At 74.3% G+C, this 22,261-nt stretch carries 16 protein-coding genes; 9 read left to right on the top strand and 7 right to left on the bottom strand.

The window, feature by feature from the left end; translation table 11 throughout:
- Window positions 1–169: 169 nt before the first annotated feature.
- From ACZ5GT_RS23590 to ACZ5GT_RS23560, 7 genes are all read right to left on the bottom strand, one after another.
- Window positions 170–4,447 carry a HAMP domain-containing protein gene (locus ACZ5GT_RS23590; RefSeq protein ID WP_469029114.1) on the bottom strand — a complete coding sequence of 1,426 codons (4,278 nt, stop codon included), beginning with the start codon at window positions 4,445–4,447 and terminating at the stop codon, window positions 170–172.
- Between the two features lie 289 nt (window positions 4,448–4,736).
- Window positions 4,737–5,816, bottom strand: a complete 1,080-nt coding sequence (locus tag ACZ5GT_RS23585) for a MerR family transcriptional regulator (protein WP_469029111.1) — start codon at window positions 5,814–5,816, stop codon at window positions 4,737–4,739.
- A gap of 533 nt (window positions 5,817–6,349) precedes the next feature.
- Window positions 6,350–6,940, bottom strand: coding sequence for a DUF488 domain-containing protein (locus tag ACZ5GT_RS23580; RefSeq protein WP_469029109.1), 591 nt, complete (start codon window positions 6,938–6,940; stop codon window positions 6,350–6,352).
- 99 nt (window positions 6,941–7,039) lie between these two features.
- Window positions 7,040–8,068: a DUF5914 domain-containing protein gene (locus ACZ5GT_RS23575; RefSeq protein ID WP_469029104.1), complete on the bottom strand. Its 1,029-nt coding sequence runs from the start codon at window positions 8,066–8,068 to the stop codon at window positions 7,040–7,042.
- Window positions 8,068–9,216, bottom strand: a complete 1,149-nt coding sequence (locus ACZ5GT_RS23570; protein WP_469029100.1) for a phytoene/squalene synthase family protein — start codon at window positions 9,214–9,216, stop codon at window positions 8,068–8,070. The genes ACZ5GT_RS23575 and ACZ5GT_RS23570 overlap by 1 nt, the downstream gene beginning before the upstream one ends.
- Window positions 9,213–10,763 carry a phytoene desaturase family protein gene (gene crtI / locus ACZ5GT_RS23565; RefSeq protein WP_469029093.1) on the bottom strand — a complete coding sequence of 517 codons (1,551 nt, stop codon included), beginning with the start codon at window positions 10,761–10,763 and terminating at the stop codon, window positions 9,213–9,215. The genes ACZ5GT_RS23570 and crtI overlap by 4 nt, the downstream gene beginning before the upstream one ends.
- The gene (locus tag ACZ5GT_RS23560) at window positions 10,760–12,232 is read right to left on the bottom strand and encodes a polyprenyl synthetase family protein (RefSeq protein WP_469029088.1); all 1,473 of its coding nucleotides are present in this window, start codon (window positions 12,230–12,232) and stop codon (window positions 10,760–10,762) included. Before ACZ5GT_RS23560 ends, crtI begins: the two co-directional genes overlap by 4 nt.
- A gap of 241 nt (window positions 12,233–12,473) precedes the next feature.
- Between ACZ5GT_RS23560 and ACZ5GT_RS23555 the strand changes: the two genes are divergently transcribed.
- From ACZ5GT_RS23555 to ACZ5GT_RS23515, 9 genes are all read left to right on the top strand, one after another.
- Window positions 12,474–13,058 carry an RNA polymerase sigma factor gene (locus ACZ5GT_RS23555; RefSeq protein ID WP_469029084.1) on the top strand — a complete coding sequence of 195 codons (585 nt, stop codon included), beginning with the start codon at window positions 12,474–12,476 and terminating at the stop codon, window positions 13,056–13,058.
- 156 nt (window positions 13,059–13,214) lie between these two features.
- The gene (locus ACZ5GT_RS23550) at window positions 13,215–14,408 is read left to right on the top strand and encodes a lycopene cyclase family protein (protein WP_469029079.1); all 1,194 of its coding nucleotides are present in this window, start codon (window positions 13,215–13,217) and stop codon (window positions 14,406–14,408) included.
- Between the two features lie 205 nt (window positions 14,409–14,613).
- A complete protein-coding gene (locus ACZ5GT_RS23545) occupies window positions 14,614–15,345 on the top strand; it encodes a methyltransferase domain-containing protein (RefSeq protein ID WP_469029075.1) in 732 nt (243 codons plus the stop codon).
- Entirely contained in the window at window positions 15,342–16,925 is a 1,584-nt protein-coding gene (locus tag ACZ5GT_RS23540; RefSeq protein ID WP_469029070.1) for an FAD-dependent oxidoreductase, read from the top strand. The genes ACZ5GT_RS23545 and ACZ5GT_RS23540 overlap by 4 nt, the downstream gene beginning before the upstream one ends.
- A gap of 89 nt (window positions 16,926–17,014) precedes the next feature.
- Window positions 17,015–17,854, top strand: a complete 840-nt coding sequence (locus tag ACZ5GT_RS23535) for a SigB/SigF/SigG family RNA polymerase sigma factor (RefSeq protein ID WP_360754222.1) — start codon at window positions 17,015–17,017, stop codon at window positions 17,852–17,854.
- 353 nt (window positions 17,855–18,207) lie between these two features.
- Window positions 18,208–19,434 (top strand): PP2C family protein-serine/threonine phosphatase, encoded by a 1,227-nt coding sequence (locus ACZ5GT_RS23530; RefSeq protein ID WP_469029060.1) that lies wholly within the window; start codon window positions 18,208–18,210, stop codon window positions 19,432–19,434.
- Between the two features lie 140 nt (window positions 19,435–19,574).
- The gene (locus ACZ5GT_RS23525) at window positions 19,575–21,116 is read left to right on the top strand and encodes a sensor histidine kinase (protein WP_469029260.1); all 1,542 of its coding nucleotides are present in this window, start codon (window positions 19,575–19,577) and stop codon (window positions 21,114–21,116) included.
- Complete coding sequence (locus tag ACZ5GT_RS23520) at window positions 21,113–21,562, top strand: response regulator (RefSeq protein WP_469029051.1); 450 nt, start codon at window positions 21,113–21,115, stop codon at window positions 21,560–21,562. The genes ACZ5GT_RS23525 and ACZ5GT_RS23520 overlap by 4 nt, the downstream gene beginning before the upstream one ends.
- 89 nt (window positions 21,563–21,651) lie before the next feature.
- Entirely contained in the window at window positions 21,652–22,155 is a 504-nt protein-coding gene (locus tag ACZ5GT_RS23515) for an ATP-binding protein (protein WP_469029044.1), read from the top strand.
- Window positions 22,156–22,261 lie beyond the last annotated feature (106 nt).

Here is a 22,261-nt window from a genome sequence, read left to right as displayed (position 1 = left end):
GAGCAGGCCGGGGCCCGCCACGTCGTCACCGGACGCTCCACCCAGGGGAACGCCGGTACCCTCCGGCTCGGACGGCTGCTGGAGATCGCTCACGGTTGACCTGTTCCTCGGCTCCGACGTCCAGGGACGCCACGTGATCGGCTGGTGCGCACGGCGGCGTGACGCCCCCTCACGCCGACAGCCAGCGTCGCACGCGGCCGATGAGGTCGTCGGTGTCGACGGGCTTGGTGACATAGTCGTTCGCGCCCGACGCCAGGCTCTTCTCCTGGTCCCCCGGCATGGCCTTGGCGGTGACGGCGATGATCGGCAGCTCGGCGTACTGCGGCATCGCGCGGATCTCCGCGGTCGCGGCGTAGCCGTCCATCTCCGGCATCATCACGTCCATCAGGACCAGCGACACGTCCGGATGGGCGAGCAGCATCTCGATGCCCTTGCGGCCGTTGTCGGCGTGCAGGACCTGGAAACCGTGCAGCTCCAGCACCCCGCTGAGCGCGAACAGGTTGCGCGCGTCGTCGTCGACCACGAGCACCGTACGGCCGAGGAAGGCGTCGTCCACCACCTGCGCGGCCGGGCGCTGCGGCTCCTCGGCGCGCACCAGCGACAGCACGTCGCCCGGCTCCTCGGCGGACAGGTGCAGCGTGACGCGTTCACGCAGCTCGTCCAGGCTGGAGAGGAAGTCCAGCGGGCGGCCGTCGGCGCGGGAGCGCAGCTTCTGCTCGTGCGCCAGGTCCACCCGGTGACCGGTGTGCACCAGCACCGGCACGCTGGACAGCGCCGAGTCGCCCCGCATGGCCTCCAGCAGCCGGGCCCCCTCGTCGTCGGGCATGCCCAGCTCCAGGACCACGCAGTGGCACGGTTCGGCGGCCAGCGTCGCCGCCGCTTCCTGGGCCCCGACGGCGGTGATGATGTCGATCGCGCCCAGCGGGTCGTCGGGGTCCGGCGCGATGTCGGCGACCGCGCGCTCGGCGACGAGGGTGAGCAGTCCGCGCGGGCGCTCCTCCACGACCAGCAGCCGGCGCCTGCGCTGTTCCTGCGCCCCGCCGTGCCCGGCGGCCTGCGCCGGGGCCTCCGGCAGCGCGTCTGCGGAGGCCGAGGCGTGCGCGATCTCCGCGGGCCGGCCGCCGCCGTCGAGGAGGTCCTCGAAGTCGGCGCGCGCGACCGGCAGATAGAGCGTGAACGTGGAGCCCCGGCCGGGCGCGCTGTCGACCGTGACCGCGCCGCCGAGCAGGTGGGCGATCTCCCGGGTGATGGACAGGCCGAGGCCGGTGCCGCCGTACTTGCGGCTGGTGGTGCCGTCCGCCTGCTGGAACGCCCCGAAGATCGTCTCCAGGTGCTGCTGGGGGATGCCGATGCCGGTGTCCTTGACCCGGAAGGCCACGACGGGACCACCGCGGTGGACACCCCGCGGGACCTCCCGGTCGGCGGCGGGCTCGATGCGCAGCTCCACGCCGCCCTGCTCGGTGAACTTCACCGCGTTCGACAGCAGGTTGCGCAGGATCTGCCGCAGCCGGGAGTCGTCGGTGAGCAGGTCGACGGGCGTGCCCGGCGCGGTGGCCACCGTGAACTCCAGGCTCTTCTGCGTCGTCATCGGCCGGAACGTCGCCTCGACGTACTCCAGCAGCTTGCGCAGCGGTACGCGCTCGGGGGCGACGTCCATCTTGCCCGCCTCGACCTTCGACAGGTCGAGGATGTCGTTGATCAGCTGCAGCAGGTCCGAGCCCGCCGAGTGGATGATGCCCGCGTACTCGACCTGCTTCGGGGTCAGGTTGCGCGACGGGTTCTGCGCCAGCAACTGGGCCAGGATCAGCAGGCTGTTGAGCGGGGTGCGCAGTTCGTGGCTCATGTTCGCCAGGAACTCCGACTTGTACTTCGAGGCCAGCGCCAGTTCCTGGGCCCGGGTCTCCAGCTCCTGCCGGGCCTGCTCGATCTCCAGGTTCTTCGCCTCGATGTCGCGGTTCTGCGAGGCCAGCAGGGACGCCTTCTCCTCCAGTTCCGCGTTCGAGCGCTGCAGTTCGTCCTGCTGCACCTGCAACTCCTCCGACCGCGCCTGGAGTTCGGCGGTCAGCCGCTGCGACTCGTCCAGCAGCTCGTCGGTACGCGCGTTGGCCACGATGGTGTTGAGGTTGACCCCGATGGTCGGCATCAGCTGCGCCAGGAAGTCCTGGTGGATCCGCGTGAACCGGCCGACGGAGGCCAGCTCGATGACCCCGAGGACCTGCTCCTCGACCACGATGGGCAGCACGACCAGGGCGCTGGGCAGGGCCTGCCCGAGCCCGGAGGAGATGGTCACGTAGCCCGCCGGCAGCTCCTCCACGCTGATCGGGCGCCGGTTGCGGGCGGCCTGCCCGACCAGTGAACGGCCGACCGGGATGCGCTCGGGCCGGTCGGCGTCGTCGGGCCGGCCGTAGGAGCCCACCAGCCGCAGCTCGGGACCGCGCGCGGTGTCCTCCGCCAGGTAGAACGCGCCGTACTGCGCCGACACCAGCGGCGTCAGCTCGTCCATGATCAGCTCGGCGACGACGGGCAGGTCGCGGTGGCCCTGCATCAGGCTGGAGATGCGGGCGAGGTTGGTCTTGAGCCAGTCCTGCTGCTGGTTGGCCCGGGTGGTCTCGCGCAGGGACTCCACCATGGAGTTGATGTTGTCCTTCAGCTCGGCGACCTCGCCGGACGCCTCCACGGTGATCGAGCGGGTCAGGTCGCCCTCGGCGACGGCGCTGGCGACCTCGGCGATGGCGCGGACCTGCCGGGTGAGGTTCCCGGCGAGCTCGTTGACGTTCTCCGTAAGCCGCTTCCAGGTGCCCTCGACGCCCTCCACCTCGGCCTGCCCGCCGAGCCGGCCCTCGCTGCCGACCTCGCGGGCGACGCGGGTGACCTCGGCGGCGAACGACGACAACTGGTCGACCATCGTGTTGATGGTGGTCTTCAGCTCCAGGATCTCGCCGCGGGCGTCGACGTCGATCTTCTTCGACAGGTCGCCGTTGGCCACCGCGGTCGTCACCAGCGCGATGTTGCGCACCTGGCCGGTGAGGTTGTTGGCCATGGAGTTGACGTTGTCGGTCAGGTCCTTCCAGGTGCCCGCCACGTTCGGCACGTTCGCCTGGCCGCCCAGGCGTCCTTCGGTGCCGACCTCGCGGGCGACGCGGGTGACCTCGTCGGCGAACGCGGACAGCGTGTCGACCATCGTGTTGATGACGTCGGCCAGCGCCGCGACCTCGCCCTTGGCCTCGACCGTGATCTTCTGCGACAGGTCGCCGCGCGCGACGGCCGTGGCGACCTGCGCGATGGAGCGGACCTGACCGGTCAGGTTCGACGCCATCACGTTGACGTTGTCGGTCAGGTCCTTCCAGGTGCCCGACACGCCCCGCACGATGGCCTGTCCGCCGAGGTTGCCCTCGGTGCCGACCTCGCGGGCGACGCGGGTGACCTCGTCGGCGAAGGCGGAGAGCTGGTCGACCATCGTGTTGATGGTGTTCTTGAGTTCCAGGATCTCGCCGCGGGCGTCGACGGTGATCTTCTGCGAAAGGTCGCCCTGCGCCACCGCCGTGGCGACCTGGGCGACGTTGCGGACCTGCGCGGTGAGGTTGCCCGCCATGAAGTTCACGGAATCCGTGAGGTCCCGCCAGGTGCCCTTGACGCCCTTGACGTCCGCCTGCCCGCCCAGGCGTCCCTCGGTGCCGACCTCGCGGGCGACGCGGGTGACCTCGTCGGCGAAGGCGGAGAGCTGGTCGACCATCGTGTTGATGGTGTTCTTGAGTTCCAGGATCTCGCCGCGGGCGTCCACGGTGATCTTCTGCGAGAGGTCGCCCTGCGCCACCGCGGTGGTCACCTGGGCGACGTTGCGGACCTGGGAGGTGAGGTTGCCGGCCATGAAGTTGACCGAGTCGGTCAGGTCGCGCCACACGCCGCCGACGCCGGGCACCTGCGCCTGTCCGCCGAGCCGGCCCTCGCTGCCGACCTCGCGGGCGACGCGGGTGACCTCGGCGGCGAACGACGACAGCTGGTCGACCATCGTGTTGACGGTCTCCTTCAGCTGAAGGATCTCGCCGCGCGCGGGGACGTCGATCTTCTGCGACAGGTCCCCCTTGGCGACCGCGGTCGCCACCTGGGCGATGTCGCGGACCTGGGTGGTCAGGTTGCCCGCCATGGCGTTGACCGAGTCGGTCAGGTCGGCCCAGGTGCCGGAGACGCCCGGCACCTCCGCCTGGCCGCCCAGCGTGCCCTCGGTGCCCACCTCGCGCGCGACGCGCGTCACCTCCGAGGTGAACACCGACAACTGGTCCACCATGCCGTTGAACACGGTGGCGATGTCGCCGAGCAGGCCCTCGCCGTCGGACGGCAGCCGGGTGCCGAAGTCACCGTCACGTACCGCGGTCAGTCCGGCCAGAAGCTGCCGCAGCTCCTGCTCGCCCGGGGCCCGGTCCACGGCCTCGATCGTCTTGCTGGTCATGCGCGCCCTCGTTCCGCTTCCCCAAGAGCCCTCACCCCGAGAGCTCGGAACCGTGTCGGGTCCTTTTCTGGCCCGCTCACCGTCCGCATTTCCGCAGTCCGTGGATCGGCCGGATGAGAAAATCCGGTGAAGGTTAACCCAGTTGTCGTGCGACAACCAAAGCTTGATGGGGGCACTTCAGCCCGCCCGAAAAACCTTCGAACTCGGTGGAATGACCAGCGAATACATGGGTACTCGGACCTGTTTTCCGGTGCCTGGGCGGTGCTCGGGGCGGTGCTCGGGGAGCCTTTCAGGAGTCCCGTGTCTCGAGCATCCGCAGGGCCTCGTGCAGGCCCCGTGGACGGAGCAGGCCAGGCCCCTGGGCGCGGCCCCAGCCGGGACCGCTGAGCAGCACCGCGCTGTGCGTCCGGGCGCCCCGCACACCCCAGCGGGTGACGGCGAGCCGGCGCGCCAGCGGCAGGTCCGCCGTGGAGCGGGACTGCGACCAGAGCACCGCGGCGCCGGGACCGACCCGCCGCATCGCGTCGGTGAGCGCGCCGGCGGGCACGGCGCCGCCGAGCATCAGCGTGGGCACGCCCCGCTCCGCCAGCGTCGCGCCCAGCGCCTCCAGCGGCAGGGTGTGCTGCTCGTCGGGCAGACAGGCCAGCAGCACCGGAGGGACCCCGGGCCTGCGCGGGGCCGCCGCGGCGTGCACGTAGGCGTGCCGGAGCGTGGCGGAGACGTGCCAGGACAGCAGGTGCTCGACCTCCAGGTAGCGGTCTCCGGCGGACTGCCACTTGCGGCCCACGGCCCGCAGCACCGGCGCGAGGATCTCCTCCCACGCCACGACCAGCCCGTAGGTCCGCACCGCCGACGTGAGCTGCTCCTGCACGCCGGTCGCGTCCAGCCGTACGGCCGCCCGCGCCAGGCCCCTGCACTCCTGCCGCACGTCCCCCAGGGGCAGGCCGCTGGGGGAGCGCGAGGCGGGCGCCGCGGGGCTGCCGTCCAGCGGCACGGGTACGGCGCCGCGGACGAGCCCGGAGAACGGCACCGGCGCCCGGCCGACGCCGGCCGTCCCGGCGGTGCTTGCCCCGACGCCGGCCGCCCCGGCGGTGCCTGCCCCGGCGGCGCCTGTGCCGGCGCGCTCCTTCGCGGCCCGTGCCGCCTCGGCCGGGGGGATGCCCGCGGCCGTGAGCCGGCACATCTCGAAGACCATGGCGATGTCGTCGGGCGACCACCGCCGGTGGCGTCCGTCGGCGCGGGCCGCCGGGCCGAGGCCGTAGCGGCGGTCCCAGGACCGCAGGGTGGTGGGCGACACACCCAGGCGCCGGGCGAGGAAGCCCGTGGTCACACCGGCCGCGGGAAAGGCGTCGACGTCCTGCTCGCTCACGTCCACGGCGTCCCGCCCGGGTGACAGACCCCGACGTCGATCACAGGCGCCTCCGCTCACGTAACGCGACCGGCGGTCACGCCACCGGTCATGGCACCTCCTGCTTCGGCACCGGCAGCCCCGACGGATGCAACGCCCGGCCATGGCCCGCATCACCGGCACACCGGCGCCGACGGAGGTGATGGCGGGAGCCGCGTCGGCGGAAGCGGTGGGGGAGCCGGGTGGGCGGAACTGCCTGCGGCGTCTACGGCGGTGGGAGCCGTGGCGCCGATACCGGTGGTGGCGATCACGCGGCAGACCGCCGACGGCGGCCAGGTCGGCGGGAGCGGTGGCTGGGGCCACGAGGGCGAAACCGCCGGTGGCAGTCAGGGCGGCGATCGCGGCGGCAGGCCGTCCGCGGCAGCCACGTGCGGAGCCGCCGACGGCAGTCACGATGCCGGACCGCGGCCGGGGCCGTGTCGGCGGAGTCGGCCACCGCGCCCGCGTCCGCGGACCGGTGGCGGCCCTCAGCTTGGCGGGACCGGTGGTGGTCGTCAGCGCGGGGGAGGGGCGGTGGGCTCCTCGTCGTACACGAGGAGGCCGTCGGGGCGCAGGCGGGCGCCCGGGGTCGGCTGGTGGGGCGTGAGGCGTCCGTCGTGCATGAGGTGGTGGACGGGCGCGCTGCGGGCCAGGACGGCGAAGTCGGAGATCAGGCGCCGGTGGCACCGCCACCACACCGTCTCGCCGCACATCACCGCGGTGCGTTCCTCGCCTGCCTGCCGCAGCAGGTCGTCCATGGCGGCGACGAACTCCGGGCTGCGGGTGTGCGCGGCGTAGCCCCGGAAGGAGACGTTGCGCCAGACGGTGTCGGGCGAGTCCGGCGGCGGTCTGCGGAAGCCGCCCAGGCGCGGCTCCCAGCGGTATGCGATGCCCGCCCCGGGCAGCCACCGCTCCAGCCGCTGTCGTGCCATGTCCGGGTGGCGGCGGCTGCCGGGCGCGGTACGGACGTCGACGACGGCGGTGACGCCGGCGCCCCGGAGCAGCTCCGTGAGCGACACACGGTCCGCGGTGCCGTGCCCGAAGGTGACCAGTTCGGGGCGGCGCGGCGAGGTCTCCGGCGGGGCGCCGGTCCGGTCAGGGCCCATGGACCGAGTGCAGCAGGTCCGGGCCCGAGCGGCACGCCGGGGCGCGGGGCCCACGCGGGGCCCCGCACCGGACGGCGTCCCCGCCCGGGTCAGCCCGGGTCAGCCCGGGAACCGCCCGGTGGAGCGCAGCTGCCAGCGGCGTTCCGCGTAGGCCAGGTCGTCGCGCCACAGCCGTCCGGCCGTCGCCTCCATGAACCGGCGCAGCACCGGGGCCATCCTGCGGGCCACGGCGAATCCGGGCCGCTCGGAGGAGGCGACCACTGCCTCGACGACGGCGGTGCGGGGTCGGCCCCGCTCGTCCGGACCCAGCGGGGTGGCGTGCGTCTCGACGACCGAGCCCCGCCCCTCGCCCTCGGTGATGCGCATGACGACCGTGCGCGGTCCGGGCGTGGTGAAGACCGCCCGCACCGGCACCACGAGCCGTCCCGCGACCTTGAAGGAGACGTCCACGGTGAAGCCGTCGTCGGCGTCCGCCCCGCCCCCGTCCGCGCCGTCCCCGTCCGGCGTGGAGACGACCGTCAGGTCGACGAAGGAGTACGGGTGGAACCAGGCCCCGTGCCACGGGTCGAGCCGGTTGGCGACGACGTCCTCGGGCTCGCACACGCCCACCCCGGTGTAGACGGCCGCGAGGGCGCGGGCCGGCTCGGGGCGGGGCGGGACGACGGGGGCGTCCAGCGGCGCCTCGCCGCCCACCGCGTCCAGGCGCACCCAGACGAGGACCCCGTCGTCGTGCACGGGCAGCGGCTCCCACCCGGCGAACGGCGCCCCGTCCAGGGCCAGTCCGTGCCAGTGGCACACGAGCGTCCCGCAGCGCACCGGGCTGTCCGCGAGCGGCGCGCCCAGGTGCGGGCAGACGCCCGGCCCCGCCGCCAGCCGCCCGTCGGCGGTGCGCCACACCACGACCTCCTGCCCGGCCACCGTGCCGGACAGGGGCCGGTCGCCGCGCACGTCACGCGCCGCGCCCAGCACGAACCAGTTGCCGGAGGGGCGCGCCTGGGCCCGCTTCAGCGCCTCGGCGATCACCGCGGGGCGCGCCTGGCGCCAGGTCGGCCGCTGCTGTTCCCAGCGCACCGGGTGCCGGCGGAGCGACAGGGGATAACGGCGACGGTCCTGCGGTCGGCGGGGCATCAGGCGACCCTTTCCGGAATCGATTCGGACGCGGCCCCCGGCGTCGTCCCGGACGTGGAACCGGGCGTCGTCCCGGACGTGGAACCGGGCGTCGTCCCGGACGTGGAACCGGGCGTCGTCCCGGACGCGGCCCCGGGTGCCGTACTGGCGGTACCGGCCGGACCGGCCGGCGCGGCGGACTCGGCGGCCGACCGGTTCCCGGCCCGGCGGGCGCGCAGCCTGGCCGCGATCACCCGGGCCAGACCGTCGGCGGCCACCACGGCCCGGCGCCGCCGTGGGACCACGGCCCGGCGCTGCACCGAGCGGTAGCCGTCCGCGGCGACCGCGTCCAGGATCCCGCCGTACAGCACGAACGCGGTGCGGATGCACGGGCGGGAGACCGGTTCGAGCATGGCCAGTCCGGGCGCCGCCTCCCGGTAGACCTCGCGCGTCAGCCGCTCGAACTCCCGCAGCGCGGCGGTGATCCGGCGGTCGGGGCGTCCGGTGTCACGGCTCCAGCGCAGCAGCCGGCGGTCCACGCCGTGGGCCGCCAGCAGGTCGGCGGGCAGGTAGACGCGGCCGCGGTCGAGGTCCTCGCCGACGTCCCGCAGGAAGTTCGTCAGCTGGAACGCCACGCCCAGCGCCGCCGCGTGCGGCGCCGCCTCCTCGCGCGGGACGACCGTGCCGAGCACCGGCAGCATCTGCAGACCGATCACCTCCGCCGAGCCGTACGTGTAGCCGCGCAGGTCCCGGTAGGTGGCGTAACCGGTGACGTCCAGATCGGCGCGCATCGCGGTCATGAAGTCGGCGAAGTGCCGGTGGTCGATGGCGTACCGGTCGGCGGTGTCGGCCAGGGCGCGCACCACGGGCTCCTCGCTGTCCCCGGCGCGCAGGCCCGTCTCCAGCTCGTCCTGCAGCCGGGCCAGCCGCGCCGAGCGCTCGTCCGCGGAGGCCGCCGGGCCGACGGTGTCGAGGGCGTCGACGATGTCGTCGGCCCAGCGGGCGAAGCCGTACAGGGCGTGCACCGCGGGCCTGCGCTCCACGGGCAGCAGACGGGTGGCGAGGAAGTACGTCTTGCCGTGCCGGGCGTTGAGCCGCCGACAGTGCGCGTACGCCTGCCGCAGCGCGGGATCGGCGATGCCGGCTGCGTCGAGTTCGCGGTCGGTCACGACGGCCTCCCTTCCCGGGCCTTCCGCACGACGGGCCGCGGTCGCGCGCCGCCGCCCGGTGAGCGGCCGCCGCCCGTGATCCGCGCTGCCGCCAGCTTCCCCGACAGCAGCACGGTCGGCACGCCGACGCCGGGGGTGGTGCCGCAGCCGGCGAGGACCGCGTTGGCCGTGCCGCGCACCAGGTTGCGCGGCCGGAACGGGCCGGTCTGCGCGAAGGTGTGGGCGGCGGAGAAGGGGGAGCCGGCGGCGTGCCCCTGCGCCTGCCAGTCGGCCGGTGTGACCAGGCACTGTTCCTCGACGGCGGAGGCGATGCCGTCGAGGCCGCGCCGCTGCAGCTCGGTGAGCAGGCTGTTGCGGTAGCCCGGGGCCAGGTCGCCCCAGTCCGCCGCGCTGGGCCCGAGGGCGGTGTTGGGGGCGGGGGCCAGGATGTAGTGCAGGTGCCGCCCGGGCGGCGCGAGGCCGGGGTCGGTGGCGGTGGGGCGCGTGATGAGCAGGGACGGGTCGCTCATCAGACGGCCGGTCTCGGTGAGTTCGGTGAACGTCTGCCGCCAGGCCGCGCCGAAGGAGATGGTGTGGTGGGCCAGCCAGGGCCAGGTGCGGTCCGTCCCGGCGTGCAGGATCACGCAGGACGGGGAGAACCGCAGCGGCACCGGGCGCTTCGGGGTGTGGCCGAGCAGGCGGTAGGCGACGGGCAGGTCGGGCGTGAGGACCACCGCGTCACAGGGGATCCGGTCCCGCTCGGTGACGACGGCCGTGACACGGTCCCCGGAACGCTCCAGCCGGGTGACCGCCTCCCCGAAGCGCAGCTCCGCCCCCGCGTCGGCGGCGGCGTCCGCCATGGCCCGGGGGAGGGCGTGCATGCCGCCGCGCGGGAAGTACACGCCGGCCACGGTGTCCATGTAGGCGATCACGGCGTAGGCGGCCAGGGCGCGGGCCGGTGACACGCCCGCGTACAGGGACTGGAAGGAGAAGACCCGCCGCAGCCGCTCGTCGCGCACGAAACGGCCGATGCGTGCGTCCAGCCGGCCGAACCCGCCGAGCGCGGCCAGCCGGGCGAGGTCCGGGCTGAGCAGTTGCAGCGGGGAGTCGAAGTTGACGTCGATGAAGCGGCGCAGCTGCGCCCGGTAGAGCTTCTCCAGCCAGGTGCGCAGCTTGCGGTAGCCCGCCGCCTCGCGCGCTCCGGCGAAGCGTTCCACCTCCGCCTCCATCGCCTCCGCGCCGGTGTGCACGTCCAGGGTGCTGCCGTCGGCGAAGCGCGCCCGGTAGGCCGGGTGCAGCGGCAGGAGTTCGACGCGGTCGTGCAGGCTGTCGCCGACGGCGGCGAACGCCTCGTCGGCGAGGTCGGGCATTGTCAGCACGGTGGGCCCGGTGTCGATGTGGAAGCCACCCCGCACCAGGCGCCCGGCACGTCCGCCGGGCGACTCGTCGCGCTCGACCAGGGTGACCCGGCGTCCGGCGCCGAGCAGGTGCAGGGCGGCCGCCAGCCCGGACAGACCGGCGCCGACGACCACCACGTGGTCGGTGCGCCCGGGAACGGTGCGGGTCATCGGCGCGCCCCCTCGTCCGCGGCGGTCAGCAGCAGGGAGACGGGGACCGCGGCGTCCCCGGCGTCCGCGGCGTTTCCGGCGTGCCCGGCGTCCGCGGCGTGTCCGGCGTCCCCGGAGTCAGCGGCGCCCGTCGGTGGCGGCGCGGCGGCGGAGCGCAGCAACCCGGTCAGCCGTTGCCCGGCGTGCGGTTCGAGCGGGGCCGCGTCCAGGTGGCGCAGCCCCTGCGCGACCAGCCGCCCGATCTTGCCCTCCACCGTGCGCCGTGCCCCGGTGGCCGTGAACACTTCCCGTACGGCGTCCAGTTCGGCGTCGGACGCGTCGGCTCGGCCGAGCGTGTCCCGCAGCACGGTCAGGGCGCGCCGGTCGCCCGCCGCCTCGGCCCGCGCCCGGGCGACGGCGGCGAGGTAGGTCGGCTTGCCGGTGCGCAGGTCGCCCCCGGCCGGTTTGCCGGTGCGCTCGGGATCGCCGAAGACGTCGAGCAGGTCGTCGCGCAGCTGGAAGGCGAGGCCGACGCAGCGGCCGGCCGAGCACAGCGCCCGGGTGGTGAGCGGGTCCGCGCCGGCCAGCGCGGCGCCCAGCGCCAGCGGACGCTCCACGGAGTACAGCGCGCTCTTGAGGCAGGCGGCGCGGATCGCCCGCGCGAGGGACCGCGCCGAGGTGGCCTCCCCGTGGACGTCGAGGTACTGCCCCGCGACCATCTCCATCCGCATGGTGCTCCACAGCTCCCGCACCCGGTGGGCGGTGTCCGGCGGCAGCTCGGTGTCCGCGACCACGTCGTCCGCCCAGGCCAGGGCCAGGTCACCGGCCAGGATGGCGGCGGCCCGGCCGAGCCGGGCGCTGCCCGTTCCGGCGGCGCCGGCGTACTGGGCGGCGACGTCGGCGTGCAGCGCGGGACGGCCGCGGCGCAGCGGCGCGGCGTCCATCACGTCGTCGTGGATCAGGGCGCAGGTCTGGATGAGTTCCAGGGCGGCCCCGATCCGCAGGGCGGCGTGCGGCGCCGGGGGCGCGCTGCCGGCGCAGGCGCGCTGCGCCCACCACACGAGGCGGGAACGGGTGAACTTGCCGCCGTCCTGCGTGAACCGCGCGACCCGCGCGGCCAGGTCCCGTGCGAACAGCGGGTCGACCGCCTCGGCCGCGGCCACCCGCTCGGCGAGCAGACCGGCCAGGACCCCGCGCACCGCCCCGGTCACGTCGGCGTCCACGGCACGCGGGTCGTCCGCGCCGGTCACATCGGCGTCCGCGGCGTGCGGACGGGCCCCGGCCTCCACGGCGCACGGGTCGTCCGCCCCGGTCGTGCCGGCGTCCGCGGCGCGCCGGCCGTGGACGCCGGCCGCCTCCGCGTCCGCGGCGCACGGGTCGTCCGTGCCCGCCGGGTGGGCGGCGGCCGGGGCGCCGTGCGGCCGGTCGGCGCGGGGGCGGTCCGGCGGACGTCGGTCCGCACGGTGATCCTTCGCCGCGGTGGGGCTCATGCCGGTTCCCCTCATCGAGATCCTCGCGATCAGAGCTGCCGTCGTCGTCATCGTCGTCATCGCTTCCGCGCGGGCCGGGGCGACGGATGCGGCGATCACTGCCGGATGACGGCTCGCGCGCCGGCTGCTGCCGAATTTTCGATGCAAAGACGATGCGAGTTGTACAAGGGTGCATCGAATCTGCACGGTGGAGTGGTCGTAGTCGCTCTCAGTGGTGATCAGGCTCAGCAGAGGAGTAGCCATGACGACCGCACAGCAAACCCGCGCGGACCTCGACGAGACCACACTCGTCGACGGTTTCCTCGCCGGGGACGAGGCGTGTCTCGAGGTCGTCCACCGCCGCTGGGGCCCGCTGGTGTACACCCTCGCCAAGCGCTCGCTGGGTGACGCGAGGGAGGCGGAGGACGTCACCCAGTTGGTGTTCCTCGCGGCGTGGCGGGGCCGGGCCGGGTTCGTCCCGGGGCGCGGGACCCTGCCGGCCTGGCTGGTCGGCATCGCCCGCCGGAAGATCGCCGACGCGCTGTCGGCCCGTACCCGGCGGACCGAACTCGTCGCGGCGGCGGGCGCCACGCTGCTGCTGACGGTCCCCGACCAGAGGGCCCGGCCGGAGGCGGCGCTCGACCGGGTCGTGCTCGCCCGGGAACTGGAGCGGCTGCCCGCACCGCAGCGGCGCGTGCTCAACCTAGCCTTCTACGACGACCTGACCCAGACCCAGATCGCCGAACTCACCGGATGGCCCCTGGGCACCGTCAAGAGCCACGCCCGCCGCGGACTGCACCGCCTCGCCAGCCGTCTCGCCGACGACGCGGACGAGTACGCGGCGTGACACCAGTGCACGAACGATGCGCGCACCGCGCCGGAGCCGATTCGGCTCGGTAGGCTCACGCGGGACGCGACCGCGCAGGTGACGTACCGCATCCGAACGGGTACCCCGGCGGGAATGATCCGGACAGGCGGGACCGGTGCGGGAGGAGAGCGGGACGTGCTCGAGGCGGACGTCGCCATCATCGGAGCGGGAGCCGCCGGGCTGTCCCTGGCGCACCGCCTGTCCTGCCCCGCGCCCGGCGCCCGCCGGCTGTCCGCCGTCCTGGTGGACGCCCCGCCCGGCCCGCTGCGCCCGCCGCGGCGCACCTGGTGCTTCTGGGAAGCGGGCCCCGGCCGCTACGACGCCGCCGTCACCGCCTCCTGGCGGCGCCTGCGCGTCCACCGGCCCACCGGAGGGACCGTCGAGGACGACATCGCCCCACTGACGTACAAGATGCTCCGCTCGGACGACTTCGAGTGCCTGGTCGACCACGACCTCGCACAGAGTGGACGGGTGCAGCGGCTCCAGGCGACGGTCGAGAGCGTCGAGGGCGTCCCCGACGGCGCCCGCGTGCACGCCCGGACGGCCGACGGCCGGGACCTGTCCGTGCGGGCCCGCTGGGCGTTCGACTCCCGCCCGCCGGGCAGCCTGCCCGCCGCCCGGACCACGCTGCTGCAGCACTTCCACGGCTGGTTCGTGCGGACCGGCCGCCCCGCGTTCGACCCGTCCTGCGTGGAGCTCATGGACTTTCGCACGGCCCAGCCCGCCAAGGGCCTGTCCTTCGGTTACGTCCTGCCCACCGGCTCCGGGCAGGCCCTCGTGGAGTACACCGAGTTCTCCCCGGCGGTGCTGTCCGCCGACGCCTACGAGGCGGCGCTGCGCCACTACACCGGCACCGTGCTCGGCCTCGACGACTTCGAGGTGGTCGGCACCGAGACCGGCGTCATCCCGATGACCGACGCTCCCTTCCCCCGGCAGACGGCGCCGTCGGTCTTCCGCATCGGCGCGGCCGGGGGAGCGACCCGGCCGTCGACCGGCTACACCTTCGCCGGCGTGCAACGGCAGACCGCCGCCGTCGCGGCCGCCCTGCTCCAGGGGCGCCGTCCGGTGCCGCCGCAGCCCCACTCGGCGCGCTCCCGCGCCATGGACGCCGTCCTGCTGCACGCCCTGAACAGCGGCCTGGTGGACGGCGCGGCCTTCTTCTCCCGCCTGTTCTCCCGGGTGCCCATGGCCCGGCTGCTGCGCTTCCTGGACGGCGGCACCCGCCTGCACGAGGAACTCGGCATCGGCCTGCGCACCCCCGTCCTGCCCATGCTCCGCGCCGCCGCCGAGGTCCCCCGGCTGCCCCGCCGCCCCTTCCCCGGCCCCTGACCGGCGTGCGCCCCCGCCCCCGTCCCGCGCCCCCATCGGCGTGCCACCCGCCCCGCCCCCGTCCCGCGCCCTCACCGGCGTGCCACCCGCCCCGCCCCCGTCCCGCGCCCTCACCGGCGTGCCACCCGCCCCGCCCCCTGACCGGCGTGCGCCCCGCCCCGCCCGCCGCACGCCCCACCCCCGACGACCCGCACCAGGAGACGGCATGACCTTGCTGCACGACGCGGACCTGGCCGCCGCGTTCGACCGCGCGGCACCCGGCTACGACACACTGGTCGCCGCCAACCCCGGCTACCACGCCCACCTGCGCCGCTCGGCACGCCGGCTGGGACTGCCGGCTCCCGGCACCGGACTGCGCGTGCTCGACCTCGGCTGCGGCACCGGCGCGTCCACCGCCGCCCTGTGCGCCGCGCTGCCCGACGCCGAGATCACGGCCGTCGACGCCTCCGCCGGCATGCTGCGCCGCGCGATGGCCAAGCCCTGGCCGAAGGGCGTCCGCTTCGTGTGCTCCCCGGTGGAGAACCTCGCCGAGGCGGGGGTCGAAGGGCCCTTCGACGCGGTGTTCGCCGGCTACCTCTTCCGCAACGTGACGGACCCCGACGCCGTACTGGCCGCCGCCCACGGCCTGCTCGCCCCGCACGGCCGGCTCGCCGTGCACGAGTACACGCTCAGCGGCCGCCCCGCCCACCGCGCGGTGTGGACCGCCGTGTGCCGGGGGCTGGTGCTGCCCGTCGCCACCGCGCTCGGCGACGGCGACCTGTACCGCCACCTGTGGCGCAGCGTCGTCGGCTTCGACACCGCCGACCGGTTCGCGGGCCGGGTCCACGCCGCCGGGTTCGACGGGGTGCGGGTCCTGCCGCTGCCCGGCTGGCAGACCGGCATCACCCACACCGTCGTCGGCCGCCGTGCCCGCTCCACCGCCGGAGGACCGCGATGACCAGCGAAGCCGTGCCCGCCGCCCGTCCCGGCCGGGACCGCCGCGCCGTCCACCTGCCCGCGCCGCCCGGAGCGCCCCGGGTGACCGGGACGCCCCGCAGCACCGCCGTCGTCGGCGCCGGCATCGCCGGCCTCGCCGCCGCGACCGCCCTCGCCGAACGCGGCGCGGACGTCACCCTGTACGAGCGCGAGTCCTACCTGGGCGGCCGGGTGGGCGGCTGGCAGGTGGACCTCCACGACGGCTCGGCCGCGACCATGAGCCGGGGCTTCCACGCCTTCTTCCGCCAGTACTACAACCTGCGCGCCCTGCTGCGCCGCACCGACCCCGGCCTGGAACGCCTCACCGGCCTGCCCGACTACCCGCTGCTCCACGCGAACGGACTGCACGACAGCTTCCGCAGGGTTCCGCGCACCCCGCCGTTGAGCGCGCTCGGCTTCGTCGCGCTCAGCCCCTCCTTCCGCGCGCGTGACCTCGTACGGATGAAGCCGGCCACCGCGCTCGGGCTCCTCGACGTCCGTGTGCCCGACGTCTACGACCGGCTCGACGGCGTCAGCGCCCACGACTTCCTTGAGGCGCTGGGCTTCCCGCGTGCGGCGCGCCACCTGGCGTTCGAGGTCTTCTCCCGCAGCTTCTTCGCCGACCCCCGGCACCTGTCGGCCGCCGAGATGGTCCTGATGTTCCACATCTACTTCCTCGGCTCGGCGGAGGGACTGCTGTTCGACGTGCCCCGCGACCCGTTCCCGGCGGCCCTGTGGGACCCGCTCGGCGGCCACCTGCGGCGGCACGGCGTCACCCTGCGCACCTCCACGGCGGTCGAGCACGTGTCCCCGGGCGCGGACGGGGCCTTCACGGTCACCGCGGGCGGCGCGGAGACCCGGCACGACAGCGTCGTACTGGCCCTGGACACCCCCGGACTGCGCTCCCTGGTGGGCCGCTCCCCGGGGCTGGGCGACGCCGCCTGGCGCGAACGCGTCGCCCGGCTGCGCACCGCCCCGCCCTTCCTGGTCTCCCGCCTCTGGCTGGACCGCCCCGTCGCCCGGGACCGGCCCGGCTTCCTGGGCACCGCCGGCTACGGCTCCCTGGACAACGTCAGCGTCCTCGAACGCTGGGAGTCGCAGGCCGCCCGCTGGGCCGGGCGCACCGGCGGGTCCGTGGTCGAACTGCACGGATACGCGCTGCCCGAGGACGCCGACCGCGAGATGGAGACCAAGCGGCTGATCGAGCAGCTCGGCCGCGTCTTCCCGGAGACGAGGGAGGCCCGGATCCTCGACGAACGGCACGAGTGGCGCCGGGACTGCCCCCTGTTCCCGGTCGGCGGCCACGACGACCGGCCCGGTGTGCACACCCCGCAGCCCGGTCTGGTGCTCGCCGGCGACCTGGTGCGCACCGACCTGCCGGTGGCGCTGATGGAGCGGGCCGCCACCACCGGATTCCTGGCCGCCAACGCCCTCCTGCGGTCCTGGGGCGTGCGCGGACACCCGCTGTGGACCGTGCCCGGCCACGGCCGCAGCCGCCTGTTCAGGGGCCTGGCGGGCCGGGCCGCCGGCGGCGCCCGCCCGGCACACGGACGAACACACTGACGAAAGGGGAGGATGAAATGGGAATTCGGGGGTACCTGCCAGCCCGGGCGGCCGACCGGCCGTTCGAGACCGAGGGAGAGGGAACCAACATGACGGCGGCGTTGACGACCGAAGCCGGTGCGGGGCAACTGTCGGAGGTCGCCGACCCCTCCCGGATCGCTCCCAAGGACGCCCGCGAGCTGACCCGCCACTTCCTGGCGCGGCTCGCGGTGCTGGAGGAGGGCACCGAGGAGTACCAGTACGCGCGCAACACCCTGATCGAGATGAACATCTCCCTGGTGCGCTACGCCGCCGCACGGTTCCGCAGCCGCGGGCCGGAGGAGATGGAGGACATCGTGCAGGTCGGTGTCATCGGGCTGATCAAGGCCATCGACCGGTTCGAGGTCTCCCGCGAGGTGGAGTTCACCTCCTTCTCCATCCCCTACATCGTCGGTGAGATCAAGCGGTTCTTCCGCGACACCTCCTGGGCCGTGCACGTGCCGCGCCGGCTGCAGGAGGCCCGGGTGCAGCTGGCGCAGGCGACGGAGGAACTGAGCAGCCGGCTCGGCCGCACGCCGACGGTCGCCGAACTCGCCCAGCTGATGTCCCTGACCGAGGAGGAGGTCATCGAGGCCCGCCTGGCCTCCAACGGCTACAACTCCTCCTCCCTGGACGCCGCCATCTCCACCAGCGAGGACGGCGAGAGCGTCCTGGCGGACTTCATCGGCTGCGAGGACGCCGCACTGGAGCTCGTCGAGGACTTCCACGCCCTGGCGCCCCTGATCTCCCAGCTCGACGAACGCGACCGGCTGATCATCCACATGCGCTTCGTGGAGGAGCGCACCCAGGCGGAGATCGGTGAGCGTCTGGGCGTGTCGCAGATGCACGTCTCCCGCCTGCTCAGCCGCCTGCTGACCCGTCTGCGCGAGGGACTGCTCACCACCGGGTGAGCATCCGGTCCACCGGGCCCCGGCCGCCTGCCGCGGACCCCGTCCCCGTGCCTTTCCGCGCCCCGCCGGGAGCCGACGCACCCGGCGGGGCTCGGCCGTGCCCCGGCCTCCGCCCGGGTTCGGTATGTTCCCCCCTCCGGCCGCCTCCGGGGCCGCCGCGTTCGGCGCCCCGCCGTACCGGGAGCGGCCGGGGAGGGGGGCGGGGGCACGCGGAGTCACGGGGAGCGGAAGCACAGGCCGGGAGGTGCGGACGTGCCCGGACCGTGCGGCACGGAGATCGGGACGCGGGTATGCTCGCCGCTGTTGTCGGACGACAACAGTCGGGGCGGACGTGAGGCGGGGAAGGCAGGACAATGGTGACGTCGCAGCCGAGGGCTGCCGGGTCGGCCTCTCCCGTCCGCGTCGACGTCGGCGTGCCGTGGCAGTGGCGCGAGCCGACCGTGCTGCTGGTCGAGGACGACCCCGGCGACGCCCTGCTGGTGGAGGAACTGGTCGCCGACAGCGCCCTGCGGATACGGCTGCGGTGGGTCCGTTCGATGACCGACGCCCGCGACGCCCTGCTGCGGGAGAAGCCGGACTGCGTGCTGCTGGACCTCAACCTCCCCGACGCCCGGGGACTGGAGGCGGTCTCGCAGATCCGGACGCAGGCCGACCAGGTGGCCGTGGTGGTCCTCACCGGGCTGGCCGAGGAGGAGACGGGCCTGGCCGCGGTGGCGGCCGGCGCCCAGGACTACCTGGTCAAGGGGCGGGTCGAGCCGGACCTGTTCGGCCGGGCCGTGCGCTACGCCATCCAGCGCAAGCAGGCCGAACGGGCGGCCGTGGCCCTGCGCGCGAGCCAGCTCCAGGCCCGGGAGAACGCCCGCCTGGAACGCGGTCTGCTGCCGCGTCCGCTGCTGCGCGGCGACGGCGTCGAGGTCGTGGCGCGCTACCGCCCCGGCCGTTCCCAGGCCCTGCTGGGCGGCGACTTCTTCGACATAGTGCAGAGCACGGAAGGCACCGTGCACGCGCTGATCGGCGACGTGTCCGGACACGGACCGGACGAGGCCGCCCTGGGCGTGGCCCTGCGCATCGCGTGGCGCACCCTGGTGCTCAGCGGTGTCACGGGCGCCGAGCAGGTCGCCCGGCTCGAGGAGATCCTCGTCGCCGAGCGGGCCCGCACCGAGGTGTTCGCCACGCTGGCCACCCTGACCGCGGCGCCGGGCGAACGCCGGGCCCGCATCATCCGCGCCGGGCACCCGGGAATGCTGCTGCGCACGCCGGACGCGCGCGTGGAGTGGGTGGAGGTGCCGGCCGGGCCGGCGCTCGGCGTGGTGCCCGGCCGGGCCCGCTGGCCGGTCGAGCAGCTCCACGTGCCGCCCGCGGCGGCGGTGGTCCTGTTTACCGACGGCCTGTTCGAGGGCCACGTCGGCCGCGGACCGGAGCGCCTCGGCGAGCAGGGGCTGCTGCGGCTGGCCCGGGAGACGGCCGGGCTGGCGCCGGAGGCCTTCGTCGACGGGCTGATCCAGCGAGCGGAGGAGCTGGCCGAACAACAGGGCGGTCTCGACGACGACGTCGCCGTCCTGCATCTGAGCTGGAACTGAACGAGCCGGACGAACGAACCGGACGAACGGGTCGGAGTTGCGTGTGAGTGACGGGGTTGCGTGTGAGTGACGGGACGAGCGGGTCGCCGAGCGGTCCCCGGCTGACGGTGCTGGGCTGGTTCCAGCTGGTCGTGGCCCTGATGATGGTGCTGGTGGTGGTCGGCACCGTCATCGGCGCACGGCTGCTCGGGCAGACCGCGGACATCACCGACCGGCTGACCGGCCGTGTCCTGCCGGCCCAGACCGAGGCGTACCGGCTGCAGGCGGCCCTGGTGGACCAGGAGACCGGCGTGCGCGGCTACGCCATCGCCGCCGACCGGCAGTTCCTCGAACCGTACTTCCAGGGCAAGCGGGACGAGGCCCGCTCGGCCGCCCGTCTCCGGGCGCTCGTCGGTGACCGGCCCGCCCTCCTGAAGGACCTGCGGCAGGTGGAGCGGAACGCGGAAACCTGGCGCCGCACCTACGCCGAGCCGCTGATCGCCGATGTCACCGAAGGACAGCCGGGGACGATCGACAAGGCGACCGCCGAGCGGGGCCGGAAGGCCTTCGACAAGGTGCGCGCCCAGTGGGCGGCGCAGACCGGCGACCTGACCCGGGCCGTGCACGACGAGAAGGAACGGCTGGCGCACCAGCGGACTGTCCGCGCGGCGGTCCTCACCGCGCTGGTGGTCCTGTTCCTGCTCACCGGCGCGGCCCTGACGGTGCTGATCCGGCTGCTGGTGGCCCGCCCGCTGGCGGCGCTGCGGGACTCCTCCCGCCGGGTCGCGCGCGGCGAGTTCGGCCACGTCATCACGGGCGGGGGGCCGAAGGACGTCACCGCCGTCGCCGAGGCCGTGGAGGACATGCGGCAGCAGATCGTCGCCGAGCTCGACGCCTCGCGCGCCCAGCGGGACCTCCTCACCCGGCAGGCCGCCGACCTCGACGTCCAGGCCGTGGAGCTGCGCCGTTCCAACGCGGAGCTGGAGCAGTTCGCCTACGTCGCCTCGCACGACCTGCAGGAGCCGCTGCGCAAGGTGGCCTCCTTCTGCCAGCTGCTGGAGAAGCGGTACGGCGACCAGCTCGACGAGCGCGGCCTGCAGTACATCGCCTTCGCCGTCGACGGCGCCAAACGCATGCAGGTGCTCATCAACGACCTGCTCACCTTCTCCCGGGTCGGCCGGGTCAACGACGCCCACCTGCCCGTCGAGCTCGACCAGGCGCTGGACAAGGCGCTCGCCAACCTGGACACCGCCGTCACCGAGGCGCAGGCGCGCGTCGAACGCCCGGAGAAGCTCCCCCGGGTGGTCGGCGACCCGATGCTGCTGGCCATGCTGTGGCAGAACCTGATCGGCAACGCCGTCAAGTTCCGCCACCCCGACCGCACCCCGGACATCCGCGTCACCTGCGAGGAGAGCACCGAGAACCACGGCAGCTGGCTGCTGAGCGTCACCGACAACGGCATCGGCGTCCCGCAGGAGTTCGCCGAGAAGGTCTTCGTGATCTTCCAGCGGCTGCACAGCCGGGACACCTACGGGGGCACCGGCATAGGACTCGCCCTGTGCAAGAAGATCGTCGAGTACCACGGCGGCCGGATATGGATCGACCCCGACCACACCGGCGGCACCCGCTTCCGCTTCACCCTGCCGCTCACCGCCGAGGCCGCCGATGTGCCTCACGACACCGACGAAAAGGCCCTGACATGACCGAGCCCGGCGCCACCCCGATCGACGTCCTCCTGGTCGAGGACGACCCCGGCGACGAGTTGATGACACGTGAGGCGTTCGAGGACAACAAGATCGGCAACACGCTGCACGTGGTCCGCGACGGCGAGGAGGCGCTCGACTTCCTCTACCGGCGCGGCGAGCACGCGAACGCGCCGACACCGGACCTCATCCTCCTGGACCTGAACCTGCCCAAGTACGACGGCCGGCAGGTGCTGGAGAACATCAAGTCCGACCCGGACCTGTCCCACATCCCCGTGGTGGTGCTCACCACCTCCGCCGCGGAGGAGGACATCCTGCGCAGCTACAAACTGCACGCCAACGCCTACGTCACCAAGCCGGTCGACCTCGACCAGTTCATCGCGGCGGTCCGCCAGATCGACGACTTCTTCGTCCAGGTGGTACGGCTGCCCCGCAGCCACGGCTGAGCGCCCCCGCACGGGTGAGATACGTCTCGATCCGTGAGCCGATCGGGTCGGGACTGCATGCTTGCGCGAGCGGGGGTAGAAGTCACGGCGTGAGCGTGGTGAAGGCGAGCTGTATGGAGTCGACGTCCCCCGACGAGGACGACACCGCTCAGGGTGCTGAGCGGATCCAGGCGATGGCGGGTTTCGACGGGGACGACGGTTCCATCGCCGAGGCCCGCCGCGTGGCGGCCGCGTTCCTCGGCAGAGCGCGCTCCCGGCACGGGGTGCCGGTGGCCGGGCACGCGGTGGACGTGACCCAGCTGGTGGTGAGCGAGCTGGTCACCAACGCCCGCAAGTACGCGCCCGGCCCCGTGCTGATGGACCTGCGGATCGTCGGCGACACGGTCGAGATCGCGGTCTGGGACTCCGACCAGCGGCTGCCGGCGCCGCAGGCCCCGGACCCGGAGCGGCTCGGCCGGCACGGCCTGGAGATCGTGCTGGCCCTGGTGGAGTCCTACCAGGTCACACGGGAGCCGGTGGGCAAGCGGGTCACGGTACGGATCCCCCTGCGCGACAAGGCCCACGGCGCGGCCGGCCGCCCACTGGCCGTCTGAACCGCGTCGGGCGGGCGATCACGGGGCGGCGCCGAGGTCCCCGCGGCCATCGGCTCCATCACCGGCGCGCCGAAAGCGGCCGCGCCCCTGATCCCGGCGCGGTCTC

Source organism: Streptomyces sp. NPDC031340, assembly GCF_055569945.1.
Note: the sequence above shows the minus strand (reverse complement) of the source record. Positions and strands in the feature narration are given on the sequence as shown.

Bases quoted from the DNA above. Each gene is read 5' to 3' on its own strand.
- ACZ5GT_RS23530 (WP_469029060.1), top strand. From the start codon at position 18,208: ATGGTGACGTCGCAGCCGAGGGCTGCCGGGTCGGCCTCTCCCGTCCGC.
- ACZ5GT_RS23560 (WP_469029088.1), bottom strand. From the start codon at position 12,232: ATGAGCCCCACCGCGGCGAAGGATCACCGTGCGGACCGACGTCCGCCG.
- ACZ5GT_RS23535 (WP_360754222.1), top strand. From the start codon at position 17,015: ATGACGGCGGCGTTGACGACCGAAGCCGGTGCGGGGCAACTGTCGGAG.
- ACZ5GT_RS23575 (WP_469029104.1), bottom strand. From the start codon at position 8,068: ATGCCCCGCCGACCGCAGGACCGTCGCCGTTATCCCCTGTCGCTCCGC.
- crtI (WP_469029093.1), bottom strand. From the start codon at position 10,763: ATGACCCGCACCGTTCCCGGGCGCACCGACCACGTGGTGGTCGTCGGC.
- ACZ5GT_RS23590 (WP_469029114.1), bottom strand. From the start codon at position 4,447: ATGACCAGCAAGACGATCGAGGCCGTGGACCGGGCCCCGGGCGAGCAG.
- ACZ5GT_RS23545 (WP_469029075.1), top strand. From the start codon at position 14,614: ATGACCTTGCTGCACGACGCGGACCTGGCCGCCGCGTTCGACCGCGCG.
- ACZ5GT_RS23580 (WP_469029109.1), bottom strand. From the start codon at position 6,940: ATGGGCCCTGACCGGACCGGCGCCCCGCCGGAGACCTCGCCGCGCCGC.
- ACZ5GT_RS23555 (WP_469029084.1), top strand. From the start codon at position 12,474: ATGACGACCGCACAGCAAACCCGCGCGGACCTCGACGAGACCACACTC.
- ACZ5GT_RS23525 (WP_469029260.1), top strand. From the start codon at position 19,575: ATGATGGTGCTGGTGGTGGTCGGCACCGTCATCGGCGCACGGCTGCTC.
- ACZ5GT_RS23540 (WP_469029070.1), top strand. From the start codon at position 15,342: ATGACCAGCGAAGCCGTGCCCGCCGCCCGTCCCGGCCGGGACCGCCGC.
- ACZ5GT_RS23520 (WP_469029051.1), top strand. From the start codon at position 21,113: ATGACCGAGCCCGGCGCCACCCCGATCGACGTCCTCCTGGTCGAGGAC.